This window comes from Rhizobium skierniewicense Ch11, assembly GCF_023757665.1.
GTDB classification, from domain to species: domain Bacteria; phylum Pseudomonadota; class Alphaproteobacteria; order Rhizobiales; family Rhizobiaceae; genus Agrobacterium; species Agrobacterium skierniewicense.
On record NZ_RXPG01000009.1, the window covers coordinates 121,601 to 137,678 of the forward strand.

Genomic DNA, 16,078 nt, shown 5'->3' on the forward strand with positions numbered 1-16,078 from the left:
CGACCAGTCATGCGGCATGGGCCAAGATGACGTGTCTCACCCCTACGCTGGTCGTTGCGACTGGCGTCGTGAGAACGGTAGGGACTGGGCTAACAGCGGATCCAGCGACAGTGACTCCGTCTACGTGAGAGGTAGATAGGGGGCCTATCCGAATTCGGGTCTACACCCTTTTTCTGGCATCAACGTATGTCGTCGCGGCCGTGCCAGCGGGATATGCGCGAAAAGTGTGGTGCTATAATTTCCGAATCGATTGCTGAGTGTGCCTACTCGGAATAAACTTCACCCGATGAAGTGATGATCTGCCATTTGCCATCCACGCTGTTCATTGATACCAGGCGGCTGTCGTCGGGGAGGGCAGAGCCGATCTGGACGAGGAACATGCCGGATTTGTCTTCGATGAGTGCGCGGCCGTTCGAGACGTGCAGGAGTTTGAAGCGTGTACCGCCGGGGAAGGGCTGAGAGGGTCCGCTGTCGGTTTGGCTTTCGCCAGTCCCGCCCGTCGGAAGGGTTGCGGTGGTCAGGGGATCGAGTTGCAATGCTACCGTGTCGGCTTTGTTGTCGGGCGGCGTGTCTTTATCGAAGTGCGGCGCAACAGCGGTCACACCACCGCCTTGGCGTTGCGGTACGTGCTTGAGCGCTTCCCAACCATTGCCGCTGATGCCGAATTTCTCCGGGTTGAAGAACACATACCATGGCAGCGCAGCAGCTGTGGCTGCAATGACGAGGAGGCCGCCGGTCAGGTAACGGTCAAAATCCCGGATAGACCGTCTTTGGCGTGCATCGCGGGCCAGATTTTCGTTAATTTTCGAATGGATCAGATTCATGGTCATCCCCGCCGCTGTAAAGGCGCTGGCTGATTGTTGACGGGTGCGTTGCGCAACGCATTTGCAAGCTCGGCATAGGCGTCGATAACGGTCCGGTCGCCCGGCGATTGCTTGAGTACATCGTAGACGAACGGAACTTGTTTGACGGCCATATCGAGTTCGGCATCCACGCCGGGTCGATAGCCGCCGATCAGACGCAAATCCTTGGTTTCTTCGTAATTGTGAATGAGCGATTTCAACCGCGAGACCAGCTTTTGCTGGTCGGGCGTCCAGGCCTTGTGCGACAGGCGCGAAATGGAGGCGAGCGGGTTGATCGGCGGATAGCGGCCCTCATCGGCCAGAGCGCGGTCCAGCACGATGTGTCCGTCGAGAATGCCACGGGTCGAGTCGGCGATGGGGTCGTTGTGATTGTCTCCATCAACCAGAATGGAGATGATCGCGGTTACTGTTCCCGTGCCTTCCGGGCCGGGTCCGGCGCGCTCCAGCAAACGGGGCAATTCGGTGAAGACAGAGGCAGGATAGCCACGCGCAATAGGCGGCTCTCCGGCGGCAATGGCCACTTCGCGAATGGCGTGGGCGAACCGCGTGATGCTGTCTGCAATGAAGAGGACATTTTCGCCTTTGTCGCGAAAGTGTTCGGCAATCGTCATGGCCACCAGCGGCGCCATTTTGCGCAACATAGGGCTCTCGTCGCTGGTTGCGACGATGGCGATGGATTTCTGCATGTTGTCACCGAGCGTGTCCTCGATGAACTCACGAACTTCGCGACCACGTTCGCCAACGAGCGCAATGACGACCTTGTCAAATGCATCGGCGCGGGCAAGCATGGAAAGCAGGGTGGATTTACCAACGCCCGAGCCGGCAAAGATGCCCAGACGCTGACCGAAGCAGAGGGGTGTGAAGATGTCGATGGCTTTGACGCCGGTGCGGAAGCCCGAAATGACCCGGCTGCGCGTCATCGACGGTGGCGGCAGTGCCATGACCGAACGTTTTCTAGGTCCCTTCAGAAGGGGGCCTTTATTGTCGATGGGTTTGCACAGCGAGTTGATGGTGCGCCCACACCAGCTGTCATCAGGCTGAACGCGGAATTCGCCTTCGCGCAAGACCACATCGTTGACGCCGATCGGGTCACCAGGTTCGATGGGGCACACATAGATCAGGTCCGGTTCGACACGAACCACTTCACCCAGATGCAGGCCCGTGGCGCTCTTGTGAACGACGAATTCGCCGAGCCGCACATGTTCCGAAAGACCGCTGACCGTGTAATGGCCTGCAGCGATGGTTCTGACCTTGCCGCCGCGCGACATCGGCATGCCGGCGGCGACCTGCGCCTCCATCATTTGTGCAAGTGCTTCCAGTTTTGGAAAGATGTTCGGCCGTGCCAGTGGCGCGACCAGGATGTCCCCATCCATTTCCGTATCTGTTACTGTCTCGATATCGGGTTGGGCTTCCATCTCAGTCAGCCGCCGTTACTGTCCGCCACCAAGGGTGCGGATGGCCTGCGCGAAGGAATCTTCCGTCGACTTCATCAGCGAGGAGATGCCTTCGAAAGCGCGGTTGACCTGAACAAGCTGGGTCATCTGGCTGATGGCGTTGACATTGGATTGTTCTGCATAGCCCTGCATGACGCCAACGGCCGAATTGTCGACCACCGGCTGCGGCGCTTCGGAGAAGATGACGCCACTGTTTTCATAGCGCACAAAACCCTTCTTCGCATCAGCGGAGAAAAGGCCGAGCTGCGCAACTGTGGTGCCATTTTGAACAATACGGCCATCCGCACCGACGGTCGGCGTGCCACCGGCGAGGTTGAGCTGTATAGGCGCGCCACCAGCATCGATAACTGGATAGCCTTGCGTGGAGACCAGCTCGCCCGTTACCGACATGGAGAAGCGACCATCGCGCGTCATGACCTGGCCGGCTGGCGTGTTGATGCCGAACCATCCATCCCCCTTGACCGCGAAATCAAGCGGGTTGCCGGTCTTGATCATTTCACCGTTGCGTGTCGAAAGATAATCGCTTCCCTGCGTCACGAAGGAAATGTCGGCCTTCAGATCGTTGCGCGTCTGGCTCATGACCTGGTCGAACTTTACTTCCGTACCGCGAAAACCGACCGTGTTCATGTTGGCGATATTGTCGGCAATGGTAGTCAGGCGGCGTTCCAAGGCAATCTGGGAGGAAATGCCGACGTAAATTCCTGATTGCATGGTGCTCTCCTGTTCGGACAATGAAGAAAAGGCGCACTGCTTCACAGCAACCTCGTATCTGCCCCGAAACTAGAAGCGCTGGCTTGTGCGAAGCTTTTGAGCGCGACCATGGGACGAGGGGTCTAGGCTGAGCTGGTATTGCTTGGAATGCGGGCTTGGAAACAGCCGTTGATAGCCAGCCTCGCACAAGGCATGTCACCTATCCCTGAAATGCGAAATTGGCATCAGACGCGAGCTTCAGATGAACATTCTTATCGGATTAGTGATTACCTTCGGCTGTATTATCGGCGGTTACATGGCCATGGGCGGTCATTTGGACGTGCTGTTCCAGCCATTCGAGCTTGTCATCATCGGCGGCGCTGGTATCGGTGGCTTCATCATGGCCAACCCCATGAAAGTGGTGAAGGACAGCGGTAAGGCACTTGGCGAAGCATTCAAGTTTGCCGTCCCCAAAGAGCGGAACTATCTGGACGTTCTGGGTGTCCTTTATTCGCTGATGCGCGATCTGCGTACGAAATCGCGCAACGAGATCGAAGCTCATATCGACAATCCGGAGGAATCCTCGATTTTCCAGACCGCACCATCGGTTCTGAAAAACAAGGAGCTCACGTCTTTCATCTGCGATTATGTTCGCCTCATCATCATCGGCAATGCGCGCAGCCACGAGATCGAGGCGCTGATGGACGAAGAAATCGAAACCATTCTGCACGACAAGATGAAGCCCTATCACGCCATTACCGCGATGGGCGATTCATTCCCCGCCATCGGTATCGTGGCCGCGGTTCTCGGCGTTATCAAAGCGATGGGCAAGATCAACGAATCGCCTGCGGTTCTGGGCGGCCTCATCGGTGCTGCACTCGTTGGCACCATGCTTGGTATCATCCTGTCCTACTCCATCTGTAATCCTCTGTCGGCGCAGATAAAGATCGTGCGCACCAAGCAGCACCGTCTTTACATCATCGTGAAACAGACCTTGCTTGCCTACATGAATGGCTCGGTCCCGCAGGTCGCGCTGGAATACGGACGCAAGACCATTTCCAACTATGAGCGTCCGTCCATCGATGCCGTGGAGCAGGAAATGATGAACCCGGGTGGCGACCAGAAGGCGGCTTGATGATGGCAAATATTGCCCAGACCACTGTCACGACCATGGAACCGGCACTTCTCGCGAAGTTGACGGGTGGCCTTGGCGACAGCAAGAAAGTTGCCAAGATTGGTGCTGATATGGGCCAGCTGTACAGCAATTTTCTGCCCGATATCTTTCACAGCGAGACGGGCATCACCATAGAGGTCGACTATGTCGGCTGCGAATCAGGCCTGATGACCGATCTTGTTCGCAAGCTGGGCAAGGATTTTGCCGTGGCAGACTGCTCGTTGCGCAACTGGTGCCCCAACTTCATGATAGCGACCAGCACGTCCTTCATCATGGCATTGATGGAGCGGATGCTGGGTGCCGCCCCTGATACGGTTATTGAGGCTGAAGTGCGGGCGCTGTCGCAGATCGAGCTTGATCTTGCCGCACTTGTCATGGGCCGCATCGGTGACGTGCTGCGCTCCGGCGTCAACGCGCAAGGCGGATTCGAGACGACGGTCAATGCGCCTTTCAACGGTAATGGCAAGAGTGCTTTCGAAGAGGCCATGGCCGCACAATTCGGCATGCTCGTTCGGCTGAAGGTGGAGATCGGCAAGGTCGCCAGCGAGTTCGTGCTGGTCATTCCTCAGCGCACCCTATTGAAGACGACGATCGTCGCGCCAAAACCATCGGCGCAGGCGATGAAGAAGCAGGAAGAATGGGTGGAGATGATTTCCGAGCAGGTGAAACGCTCGCAGGTCACGTTGGAAGCCAAAATCCGCTTGCAGAGCCTGACACTGAAGACGATCTCGCGGCTGGTGGAAGGCGATGTCATTCCGTTTCGCGATATCCGCCAGGACGACATCTGCGTCGAGGTCAGCGCCAATGGCGCCAACATGTACAATTGCGAATTCGGTCGCGCAGGCGATCGATACACGGTTCGGGTCAAGAATAACGTCTCCACGGATGACGAAATTCTCAGACATTTGATGGGTTAAATCCTGAACGCGCCTCCCCAAGAGGCATGGGCAGCTTGACGCAAGTTTCAAAGGGAATAATTAGCGCATGGCTACGAAAAAGACACCAAAACCCGAAGACGACTTGATGGCGTCGCTGAATGATCCAGCCGATCTGGACCAGGCGATCGGCGATCTGCGCGGTGTGCTGAAGAGCGATTCGGAAGGATCGCTGTCCGACTTCGGCGATTTTGGCGACTTCGGCTCGACAGCAGCCGAACCGGAAAGCAACGATCTTGCTGCTTTCGGCGGTGGCATGGATACATTCGGAATGTCCGAGTTCGGCTCTGCCGAACCGGTCATGGGATCGCCATCGCCGTTGGGCAGCGGTCTTTCGGATAATCTCGATCTGATCATGGATATCCCCATCGATGTGCAGATCGTTCTGGGCACCAGCCGCATGCTGGTTTCCGGATTGATGGGACTTGAAGAAGGTGCGACCATCGCGCTTGAGCGTCGAATCGGTGAGCCTGTTGAAATCATGGTGAATGGCCGATGCATTGCGCGTGGCGAGATCACCGTTCTGGAAGACGATGATACACGGTTTGGCGTGAAGCTGATCGAAGTTTTGAGTACGAAGAAAGCCTAATCCCTGTGGGGACGGAGAGGAAAGACCATGATGGACTTTGAAGATTTCGGTAACCCTTTAGCAGGGAAACCGTTGTCTCAGGCCGATAAGGCCGCCGCCGTACTTCTGGCGATGGGAAAAGGCGTGGCCGGGAAACTCCTCAAGTTTTTCACGCAGGCCGAGTTGCAGACCATCATCAATTCAGCCCAGACGCTGCGGGTCATTCCTCCCGATGAACTCGCAGTGATCGTGGCTGAATTCGAAGACCTGTTTACCGAAGGCACTGGCCTCATGGACAATGCCAAGGCCATCGAGAGCATTCTCGAAGAAGGATTGACACCGGAAGAGGTCGACGGCCTTCTCGGTCGCCGTGCGGCATTCCAGTCCTATGAAACATCGATCTGGGACCAGCTGCAGGATGCAGACCCATTGATCATCGGCAAGTTCCTGATGCGCGAGCACCCGCAGACCATTGCCTATATCCTGTCCATGTTGCCATCGTCTTTCGGTGCAAAGGTTCTTCTGACCATTCCCGACGAGCAGCGCGCCGACATCATGAACCGTACGGTCAACATGAAGGAAGTCAGTCCGGCCGCTACGCAGATTATCGAAAAGCGTGTCTTGAACCTGATCGTGGAACTCGACGCGGAGCGCAACGCAGCCGGTTCGACGAAGGTCGCCGACCTCATGAACGAACTCGACAAGCCGCAGGTCGATACCCTGCTCAGCTCGCTCGAGACCCTCAGCAAGGAAGCTGCCAACAAGGTCAAGCCAAAGATCTTCCTGTTCGAAGACCTTCTCTACATGCCGCAGCGCAGCCGTGTTCTTCTGCTCAACGACGTCTCCGCCGACATTCTCACCATGGCGCTTCGCGGCGCCACGATGGAAATCAAGGAATGTGTCTTGTCGTGCATCAGCCCGCGCCAGCGTCGCATGATCGAATCGGACCTGGCCGTGCCAACCGCGTCTCTCAACACCCGCGAAGTGGCGATTGCCCGCCGCGCCGTTGCGCAGGAAGCCATTCGCCTGGCCAATTCAGGCCAGATCCTGCTCAAGGAAGCCGCCCCGGCAGAGCAAGCCGCAGCGGCGTGATCTCTCGCCGGTTGATAACCCTGTGTGGTAGCGACGGGTGGGTTGCGGGCAAAGGTTGGCCTCTGTAACCTGTCGATAACGGCCTGCCGATTCCGGCGGGCCTTTTTTGTGCAGGGGACGTGTCTTGTCAGACGGCGAAGACAAAGACAGTAAAACAGAAGAACCCACAGAAAAGAAGATGACCGATGCGGTGGAGAAGGGCAATGTCCCCTCATCGCACGAAGCGTCTCTCTTCGCTTCGACGCTCGCTTTCTACATCTATCTCGTTTTCTTCGTTCCTGATGGTATCAAGAGACTGGGCGAAACGCTCAAAGACATCATAGAGCGACCCGAACAATGGCGCATGAACACCGCCGCCGACATGGTGTCGCTGGGGCTGCACCTTGCCAAGGAAGCCAGCGCGCTCCTCATGCCCGCCGCGATCATGCTGATCATTTTCGGTCTGGGGCAGTCTTTCGCACAGAACCTGCCGCAGTTCGTTCTGGACCGGATCACCCCTCAGGCGTCACGAATATCGGTCGTTAAAGGCTTTCAGCGCATCTACAGCGTCAATGGCATGGTCAATTTCGGCAAGTCGCTGTTCAAGGTGGTCGTCGTTGCGATCATCATGGTCATGGTTTTGAAGAGCGATTACTACAATCTTCTCAATGCCCTGATGGTAGACCCGCACAGCATCATGACGACGGGCTATGAAATCCTGAAGAAAATGGTGATTGTCGTTCTGTTTTCCACGGGCATTCTGGCCGTGGTTGACTATTTCTGGACCAATTATAAGTGGCACAGCGACCTGCGCATGACCAAGCAGGAAATCAAGGACGAGCACAAGCAATCGCAGGGTGATCCGGTCGTGAAAGCTCGTCAGCGTTCGATCGCGCGTGACAGGGCTCGCCGCCGCATGATGGATGGTGTCCCGCGTGCGACACTCATTATCACCAACCCGACTCACTATGCGGTTGCCCTGCGCTATGTAAAGGAAGAAAGCGACGCGCCCATTGTCGTCGCCAAGGGCCAGGATCTGATCGCTCTCAGGATCAGAGAGATCGCCACCGAGAACGGAATTCCGATTTTTGAGGACCCGCCGCTTGCCCGCTCCATGTTTGCGCAAGTCTCGGTGGATAGTGTCATACCGTCAGTATTTTATAAGGCAGTCGCGGAACTTATCCATAAGGTTTACGCCACACGCCAAAGCAAAAGACGGGTAAACTGATCAGTATGAAAAAGTGCTCATATTCGGCTGAGAGAGAAGAAATTTTGGCTCGCGCGATTAGCCCAGTGGCCGCCGAGCTTCGTTTGATCGATGCGGGAGATCTCATCTCCCTGTTGAAGTTTGAGTATTACAGCAGCCTGTCCGATCTCGTGGATTCGGCTGCGGAACTTTATTTCCACCCGGGTACCGTCTATTTTGGAATTGGCGGCGATTATTCGCTCGATTGGGACACCTATCCCGAAATCACGCTGGATCTGGAAATCAAGCCGAAAGGCGTGACCATCTATGCGCAGTTGATGCTGGGAAAGGACCAGGCTGGTGTGAATATCAATCACATCAATTTCCAGAATCCGTCAAACGACCCGAACGAAAATACGGCGTTTCTGGCCGATAGTCTGCGACACGCAACCTTCTACCGCACGACCGACACTCCCGCAGCTACAATCACGCATTAGGCGTTGCGCGCGACGACCCTTCACATCTGAGATGATCGATACGCCGTCACCGAGGATCGCAAGCGGTCCTCGGTGACGGGCGTTTCTCAGTATCAGAATGGCTTGCTCAAAATATAGCCCGACAAGCGGTCTGCCGCGTCCTCGATCTGCGCCGGGTTGCGCAGGAAGCAGGCGCGCAGGAACAGCTCGCCACCCGCGCCAAAGGCGGTCCCGGGAGCCAGACCCACGCCGACCTTGTCGACGATATCGAAGGCAGCGGCGCGGCTATCGGTAACGCCGTCGATCTTCAGAAACGCGTAGAGCGCTCCATCGGGTTTCAGGGTCTCGACGCGATTGGTGGCAATCAGCGCATCGCACAAGATGTCACGCGATCTGGCGGCGCGGGCAAAATTCTGTTTGATGAACTCGTCGCCGTGATCGAGTGCGGCAACAGCGCCGCGCTGCATGAACTGCGCCACACCCGATGTGGAGTACTGAATGAGATTTTCGATGACCTGACCGATTTCCGTCGGTGCCGCCAGCCAACCGACGCGCCAGCCTGTCATCGACCAGTTCTTGGAAAACGAATTGGCGAAGATGATGCGATCGTCCTCTTCCTTGATATCCAGGAACGAAGGCGCGCGACCTCCGGCATAGTGGTAAAGCGCGTAAATCTCGTCGGCGATGATCCAGAGATCATGCTTGCGGGCGAGCGTGAGAATGTCGCGCAAATTGTCGAGTGTGGCGGTCCAGCCGGTCGGGTTCGATGGCGTATTGATGAACAGCGCCTTCGTCTTTGGCGTAATTGCCTGTTCCAGCTTGCCGATATCGATATCCCATTTGCCATTGGTGAAATCGATGCCGACGGGAACAGCTTTGGCACCAGCCACGCCGATTGCCGCGACGATGTTCGGCCATGTCGGGGTCAGATAGATCATTTCATCACCCGGCGAGGTCAATGCCTGCACGGCAAGGACGATGGCCTGCATGCCGGAGCCGGTAACATAAAAATGGTCAGATGAGAGATTGACTGCAAAATGGCGTTTGTAATAGCGGCTGAGAGCGTCGCGCAATTCGGGAATGCCGCGCTGCCACGTATAAAACGTCTCGCCACCTGTCAACGCATCTGCGGCGGCTTGTGCGATGAACGCGGGCGTTGGCAGGTCTCCTTCGCCAACCCAGAGCGGCAGTAGATTTTCACGCGCCTGAGCGTATTTTTTGACCTCAACGATACCACTTTCAGGCGCAGCCAGTGAGCGGGCACTTAGACTTTTCAGAATCGACATGAAAAAAGGCACTCCAGTGTGAGTGCCTTCTTAGCGCATGAAAAGCCTGCTGTGCATGATATTCGGTGAAGATATCACGGATTTTTCTGATGGATCAGACGCGAGTTGTATCCGCAGTTTTCAGCAGATCGCGAATTTCCGTGAGAAGACGGACATCTTCCGGTGGCGGCGCCGGTTCTTTCTTTTCCTCGACCTTCTGACGCTCGACCGACGAGCGCAGCGTGTTCACGCCCTTCACCATGAGGAAAATGATCCATGCCAGGATGAGGAAGTTGATGACGACGGTGATGAAGTTGCCATAGGCGAAGACCGCGCCCTGCGCACGGGCTGCCTCAAGCGTCGGTGCCGTTACCGCAGAGCTGAGCGGCAGGAAATAGTTGGCAAAATCGAACCCGCCAAAAATCGCGCCGACCAACGGCATGATCAGATCCTTGACGACCGAATCAACGATCTTGCTGAAAGCAGCACCAATGATGACACCCACAGCCAGGTCCATGACATTGCCGCGGGCGATAAACGTTTTAAACTCGTTAAGCATTCCAGGCGTCCCCTCTTTGAAGCCCTCTTTCAGCCGGTGCGTACGGCACGGCCATTACACAATAACATCCAATTTTCGAATGTGCAGATATACGACGTAAAAAGACAATTTGTTCCGCTACCATAAACTTTATGCCTATTCCCAAGCCAATTCTCATTTTCCCGGAACTGGCTTATGCTTAAGCGGGCGAGGATGAGGGAGAGAACCGTCAAGTGCTTCCGGGCTGGGTCATATTCGGATCGGCGTTTGCCTATATTCTGCTGCTGTTTGCGGTAGCTACCTATGGCGATGCCAAGAGCCGTCAGAAGTCAGCCACTAAAAAGGGCAGGCCCGTCGTCTATGCGCTGAGCCTTGCGATCTACTGCACCTCCTGGACTTACTTTGGCGGCGTTGGGCTGGCATCCGAACGCGGGCTGGAGTTTCTTGGTATCTACACCGGCCCGATCCTTGCCTTCACGCTCGGGATGCCCATCCTTCGGCGGATCGTGGAACTGGCGAAAGCCGAGAAGCTGACATCCGTTGCCGACTTCATCGCCGCCCGGTACGGCAAGAACCCAACGGTGGCGACGCTGGTATCGATCATCGCGCTGGTGGGCGCCATCCCCTATATCGCCTTGCAGCTTAAATCCGTGTCCAACTCGGTCGCTGCCATGGTGGACCCGAGCGATTACGGCATTGGTAGCGGTAACCTCTATTTTCTTGATCTGCCCCTGCTGGTGACGGTTGTCATGGCCGGGTTTGCGGTCATTTTCGGAACGCGCCATACCGATGCGACTGAGCATCAGGACGGGCTGATCCTCGCCATATCCATGGAATCAGTGGTGAAGCTGGTGGCGATCTGCACGGCGGGCGTCTATGTTGTCTTCTTCCTGTTCGATGGTCCAGCGCAGCTCTGGCGACTGGCGTCGCAGAACACCCAGGTCATGCAGGCCATGTCCTACCAGACGCCGATCAGCCGTTGGATCGTGCTGACGCTGCTCTCGGCTTTCGCCATCATCCTTTTACCGCGCCAGTTCCACGTCACAGTGGTGGAGAACCGCACGCCGAACGAGTTGCGCATGGCGGGGCTGCTGTTTCCGCTCTACCTCATTGCCATCAACATCTTCGTATTGCCGATTGCCATTGCCGGTCTGCTGACGCTGGGTGGCAATGGCGACGCCGACCTTTATGTGCTGCAATTACCCTTGGTCAACCAGATGCCGGTGGTGTCGCTTATCACCTTTATTGGCGGCTTTTCGGCGGCGACGGCCATGGTCATCGTTGCCTCTGTCGCCTTGTCCATCATGGTGTCGAACGACATTCTGATGCCGATTTTCCTGCGGCAGAAATTGTTACATCGCTCGTCGCATCGCGATGATTTTGCCAAGACCCTGCTCAACATACGCCGCACTGCGATTTTTGCGGTTCTTTTGCTTGGCTATGCCTATTATCGCGCGGCAGACAGCGCGTCTGGCCTCGCATCGATCGGCCTGCTGGCCTTTGCAGCCATTGCGCAAATGGCACCGTCACTGTTGGGCGGGCTCATATGGCGTCGTGCCAATGCGCGTGGTGCCATAGCAGGCTTGAGTTCAGGCTTCCTCATCTGGGGCTATCTCCTCTTTCTCCCGAGTCTTGGCGGGCCTGATAACTCCCATATTGCGGCCACTGTCTTGAGCTTCCTGTTCCCCGGAACGACACTGTTCAACGGTCCAGGCGCCGATCCGCTTGTCAATGCCGTCACACTCAGTCTGCTGATCAATTGCGCCGCATTTGTGCTTGGATCTCTGTCGCGTAATCCGCGTCCGGTGGAGCGCATCCAGTCCGGCATTTTCGTCAAACGGCATTCCAAATCGCAATTTGCGACCCGTGGCTGGAAAACGCGTGTCAGTGTGGGCGATCTGAAGACGGCCGTTGCGCGCTATCTCGGCGAAGAAAGGATGTTGCGCTCGCTGTCGGCTTACGAAAAGACGGCGGGCCGAAAGCTGGAGGACGATCAACCGGCGGACATGGCGCTCATCCATTTTTCCGAACAATTGTTGGGCAGCGCCATCGGCTCGTCCTCGGCGCGGTTGGTATTGTCGCTGATCCTGCAAAAGGCAGAAGATACCAGCGCCGACACTGTCTGGCTGCTGGATCAGGCCAGCGAAGCGCTGCAATATAATCAGGACATGCTTCAAACCGCGCTGGCGCAAATGGACCAGGGCATCGCCGTATTCGACAGCTCCCAGCAACTGACCATCTGGAACCGGCGCTTCCGCACCCTGCTCGATCTGCCGGAGCAGTTCGGGAGGGTAGGACTGCCGCTCAACGAGATCGTGGCCATGCTGGAGGAGCGTGGTGATATCGCGGCGGGCCAGCAGGCGCACACCATAGATCTGTTTCTGACGATGGACATGCCGTTTTCGCTTGTGTTGGCGGGTGGTGCACGCATTATCGAAGTGCGCTCCAACGCCATGCCGGACAAGGGTATTGTCGCCACCTTCACCGATATCACCCAGCGTGTGGCCAGCGACCAAGCGCTCAAGCAGGCCAATGAAACGCTGGAGCAACGTGTGGAGGAACGGACCGGCGAATTGACACGTGTAAACCGTGAGTTGGCCGAAGCGCGTGCGGCAGCTGATGATGCCAATATCGGCAAGACCCGTTTTTTTGCCGCAGCGGGTCACGATATTCTTCAGCCCCTGAATGCTGCCCGGCTGTACTCGTCGGCGCTTGTCGAGCGGGTCGGGGCGTCTGAAAACGGCTCTCTCGTCCAGAATATCGACTCCGCACTGGAATCGGTGGAAACCATTCTCGGCGCGGTTCTCGACATATCCCGTCTCGATACCGGCTCGATGAAGCCACGTGTGGCGTCCGTAGCGCTGACTGATCTGTTCAAACGCATCGAGACGGATTTTGCGCCGATGGCGCGGGAAAGGAACCTCGAACTCATCGTCATGCCCACATCTCTGACGGTAAAATCCGATATCAATCTGCTGCGACGGCTCGTTCAGAACCTCGTATCCAATGCCATCAAATATACGGTGACCGGTAAGGTCGTTGTCGGCGTCCGTCGCCGTGGGAAGGAGGCGGTCATTCAGGTGTCGGATTCCGGCATCGGTATTCCGTCCTCCAAGTTCCGCACCATCTTCAAGGAGTTTGCGCGGCTTGACGAAGGGGCAAAGACGGCGGCAGGGCTTGGCTTGGGCCTGTCGATTGTGGACCGCCTGTCACGCATTCTGCATCACCCCGTCCACCTGTCGTCCGTTCAGGGCAAAGGCACGACGTTTCGCGTTCACCTGCCGCGCGAGCTTATCCATGGTCGTCAATCAAAGATCTTGGAGCGCAATGCCCCGCGAGCGATTGCGCAGCAAATGAGGGGCTTTCGTATCCTGTGCATCGACAATGAACCGAAGATATTGGAAGGCATGGCCCTGTTGATGTCCGGTTGGGGGTGTGAGGTGCAACAGGCAGCCTCGCTTGCCTCGATCGATGAGAGAGCGGCGCGCCACACCGAGCCTCCAGATATGATCATCGCCGATTATCATCTTGACGATGGCGATGGCGTAAATGCGGTGCTTCGGCTCCGACGCATGTATCAGAGAGATATTCCTGCGCTGCTCATCACCGCCGACCGCACGCCGGACGTCCGGATGCAGGCGGAAAAAGAGGGGATTGCCGTGCAGCATAAGCCTGTCCGGCCGGCAGCTCTTCGCGCCTACATCAACCAGGTGTTCAGCGTGACGCGGGCAGCGGCAGAGTAAAGCGAAAAAGGCCGCCCGTCATCGGGCGGCCTTTCAAGTCTATTGAGCAATCAGTGAGAGGCTTATGCAGCGCGGTCGTAGCGGGCCTGCTGCTGGTTTGGCTGGCCGATCTGGAAGCGTTGGACCAGTCCAAGCAGAGCTTCGACCTCTTCCGATAGCATCTGGGTCGCCGCGCTGGACTCTTCCGCCATAGCGGCGTTCTGCTGGGTCATCTGGTCCATCTGATTGACGGAGCCATTGACTTCCTGAAGCGCGGACGACTGGTCGGCCGTTGCCGTTGCGATGGTTTCAACGTGCTTGCTGACGACGACGATCTGCTGGCTGATGTCCGACAGAACCTGTCCTGCTTCCTGTACCAGATGAGCGCCTGTGCCGACTTCGTTGGTGGACTGGTTGATCAGCGTTTTGATTTCGCGGGCGGCATCGGCCGAACGCTGGGCAAGCTCGCGAACTTCCTGCGCCACAACGGCAAAGCCCTTGCCAGCTTCACCGGCACGCGCAGCCTCGATACCGGCATTCAACGCCAGAAGGTTGGTCTGGAAGGCGATGTCGTCGATGACCTCGATGATCTGCTCGATCTTCTTGGAAGCATCTTCGATACGGCCCATCGCGTCGATGGCGTTCTTGACCACTGAGCCAGAGCTATCGGCACTCTTTTGCGTGATGCGAACCGCCTGATTTGCTTCACGGGCACGTTCGGCAGAGGATTTTACGGTAACAGTGATTTCCTCAACAGCGGCTGCGGTCTGTTCCAGTGAGGCAGCCTGTGATTCCGTGCGCCGCGACAAGTCGTTGGAAGATTCGCGCATCTCCATGCCATTGGTCTGGATCACAAGCGTTCTATCGCGGATTTGCGCCAGAACGTCTTTCAGATTGGCAAGCGAGTTGTTGAAGTCCGAGCGCAACTGTTCCAGGCGACCGGAGAACGGCGTATCGATCGTCTGCGTCAGGTCACCCTGAGAAAGACGGGCAAGACCACCAGCAAGCTGGTTGACCGCATAATCGATCTGGCGGTCCGTTTCCCGCTTTTCAGCGTCGTTGCGGTTACGTTCAGCCTCAGCCTCGGCCCGTTCCTCGACGCTGCGGCCTTCCATGACCAGCTTTTCGTGCGCGTTGTCGCGGAAGACTTCCAGTGCACGTGCGATGTTACCAAACTCATTTTTACGTTCGGTGTAGGGAATATCGGTGTCAAGCTTGCCTTCCGACAACGACTTGACCGCATTCGTCAGCAGGCCGAGGGGGCGGAGCGACCGGTTGATGGCGAAGTAGCCGAGCAGACCGAACACGACCATGACGCCAACGCCGCAACACAGCACGATGTTACGCAATCCGTCGATATGAGACTGGTAAACGGCCATCGGAACGCCAACGAAGAGAATCCCGACCGTGTTGCCGGACTTGTTGAGGACGGGAAGATAGCCCGTCATGTAGTCCGTGCCAAAAAGCCTCGCTTGTCCAAAGTAGGACTCGCCCTTTGCCATTTTGGCATAGGCAGGATGATCAAGCGCAAGTTTGGTGCCGACAGCGCGTTCGCCCTTCTCGTTTTTTACGTTGGTCGAGATACGCGTGTAATCGGTGCCCTGGGTCTGGAAGACGGTGGCAACACCACCATTGGCGGTACCTGTACGATCCACGAGGTCGAAATCAAGCAGCGTTCCGATGCTGGGTCTGCTGACAGATTTCAAATCGCCATTTTCGATAGCAACCGTCGCACCACCGACTTTCATCTCATAGAGAATAGCCATGCTTCTGACAGCACGACGCGTGTCCATGAGTGCGCTCTCCATCACGTCTTGCTTCAGACGGATGTAGGTCGAAGTACCAACGGCAAAAATGCCAAGAAAAATAAGCGCGATAGTCAGACAAACCATCTGAACAACTATCGATCTCGAAAAGAAACTCGTCATACTATGTCCCCGAGAAATACTGAATTTTGCCACAATGCAGAAAAAAAGTTAAAATTCACGGAACGTGTTTGTGCGTCAATATTTTGTGTGATTTCGCGGTGAAATTGACTTATTGGTACTAAATATTGAAATAATTGTATTCTTGCTTCTTTAAGGCTGACATTTTGATCAGTCAGGAACAGATGCTGCTTCCTGTCAGTGCAGAGTA

Annotated in this window: 13 protein-coding genes; 7 read left to right on the top strand and 6 right to left on the bottom strand. The window is 56.4% G+C overall.

Annotated elements, in window-relative coordinates; translation table 11 throughout:
• Positions 1-263: 263 nt before the first annotated feature.
• From EKM04_RS09090 to flgF, 3 genes are all read right to left on the bottom strand, one after another.
• Positions 264-824 carry a flagellar protein gene (locus EKM04_RS09090; protein WP_183893996.1) on the bottom strand — a complete coding sequence of 187 codons (561 nt, stop codon included), beginning with the start codon at positions 822-824 and terminating at the stop codon, positions 264-266.
• Between the two features lie 2 nt (positions 825-826).
• On the bottom strand, positions 827-2,164 hold the full coding sequence (gene fliI, locus EKM04_RS09095) for a flagellar protein export ATPase FliI (RefSeq protein ID WP_234910884.1): 1,338 nt from the start codon (positions 2,162-2,164) through the stop codon (positions 827-829).
• A 129-nt stretch (positions 2,165-2,293) separates the two neighbouring features.
• Complete coding sequence (flgF, locus tag EKM04_RS09100) at positions 2,294-3,028, bottom strand: flagellar basal-body rod protein FlgF (RefSeq protein ID WP_174152051.1); 735 nt, start codon at positions 3,026-3,028, stop codon at positions 2,294-2,296.
• A gap of 241 nt (positions 3,029-3,269) precedes the next feature.
• Here flgF and motA point away from each other — a divergent pair, with 241 nt between their 5' ends.
• The 6 genes from motA to EKM04_RS09130 all read left to right on the top strand — a co-directional run bounded on the left by motA (position 3,270) and on the right by EKM04_RS09130 (position 8,438).
• Positions 3,270-4,142: a flagellar motor stator protein MotA gene (gene motA, locus EKM04_RS09105; RefSeq protein ID WP_174152052.1), complete on the top strand. Its 873-nt coding sequence runs from the start codon at positions 3,270-3,272 to the stop codon at positions 4,140-4,142.
• Complete coding sequence (locus EKM04_RS09110; protein ID WP_412762948.1) at positions 4,139-5,098, top strand: FliM/FliN family flagellar motor switch protein; 960 nt, start codon at positions 4,139-4,141, stop codon at positions 5,096-5,098. The genes motA and EKM04_RS09110 overlap by 4 nt, the downstream gene beginning before the upstream one ends.
• A gap of 67 nt (positions 5,099-5,165) precedes the next feature.
• On the top strand, positions 5,166-5,705 hold the full coding sequence (gene fliN / locus EKM04_RS09115; RefSeq protein ID WP_174152054.1) for a flagellar motor switch protein FliN: 540 nt from the start codon (positions 5,166-5,168) through the stop codon (positions 5,703-5,705).
• Between the two features lie 27 nt (positions 5,706-5,732).
• Complete coding sequence (fliG, locus tag EKM04_RS09120) at positions 5,733-6,776, top strand: flagellar motor switch protein FliG (RefSeq protein ID WP_174152055.1); 1,044 nt, start codon at positions 5,733-5,735, stop codon at positions 6,774-6,776.
• A 124-nt stretch (positions 6,777-6,900) separates the two neighbouring features.
• The gene (flhB, locus tag EKM04_RS09125; protein ID WP_174152056.1) at positions 6,901-7,983 is read left to right on the top strand and encodes a flagellar biosynthesis protein FlhB; all 1,083 of its coding nucleotides are present in this window, start codon (positions 6,901-6,903) and stop codon (positions 7,981-7,983) included.
• A gap of 5 nt (positions 7,984-7,988) precedes the next feature.
• On the top strand, positions 7,989-8,438 hold the full coding sequence (locus EKM04_RS09130; protein WP_183894000.1) for a BspJ family T4SS effector nucleomodulin: 450 nt from the start codon (positions 7,989-7,991) through the stop codon (positions 8,436-8,438).
• Between the two features lie 92 nt (positions 8,439-8,530).
• Here the strand turns inward: EKM04_RS09130 and EKM04_RS09135 are convergent, their stop codons facing one another.
• Positions 8,531-9,703 carry a pyridoxal phosphate-dependent aminotransferase gene (locus EKM04_RS09135; protein WP_183894002.1) on the bottom strand — a complete coding sequence of 391 codons (1,173 nt, stop codon included), beginning with the start codon at positions 9,701-9,703 and terminating at the stop codon, positions 8,531-8,533.
• Between the two features lie 94 nt (positions 9,704-9,797).
• Positions 9,798-10,241: a large conductance mechanosensitive channel protein MscL gene (gene mscL / locus EKM04_RS09140; RefSeq protein WP_174152059.1), complete on the bottom strand. Its 444-nt coding sequence runs from the start codon at positions 10,239-10,241 to the stop codon at positions 9,798-9,800.
• 212 nt (positions 10,242-10,453) lie between these two features.
• Between mscL and EKM04_RS09145 the strand changes: the two genes are divergently transcribed.
• Positions 10,454-13,963 carry a PAS domain-containing hybrid sensor histidine kinase/response regulator gene (locus tag EKM04_RS09145; RefSeq protein ID WP_183894004.1) on the top strand — a complete coding sequence of 1,170 codons (3,510 nt, stop codon included), beginning with the start codon at positions 10,454-10,456 and terminating at the stop codon, positions 13,961-13,963.
• Positions 13,964-14,025: 62 nt separating this feature from the next.
• Here the strand turns inward: EKM04_RS09145 and EKM04_RS09150 are convergent, their stop codons facing one another.
• Positions 14,026-15,870, bottom strand: coding sequence for a methyl-accepting chemotaxis protein (locus EKM04_RS09150; RefSeq protein WP_183894006.1), 1,845 nt, complete (start codon positions 15,868-15,870; stop codon positions 14,026-14,028).
• Positions 15,871-16,078: the final 208 nt, after the last annotated feature.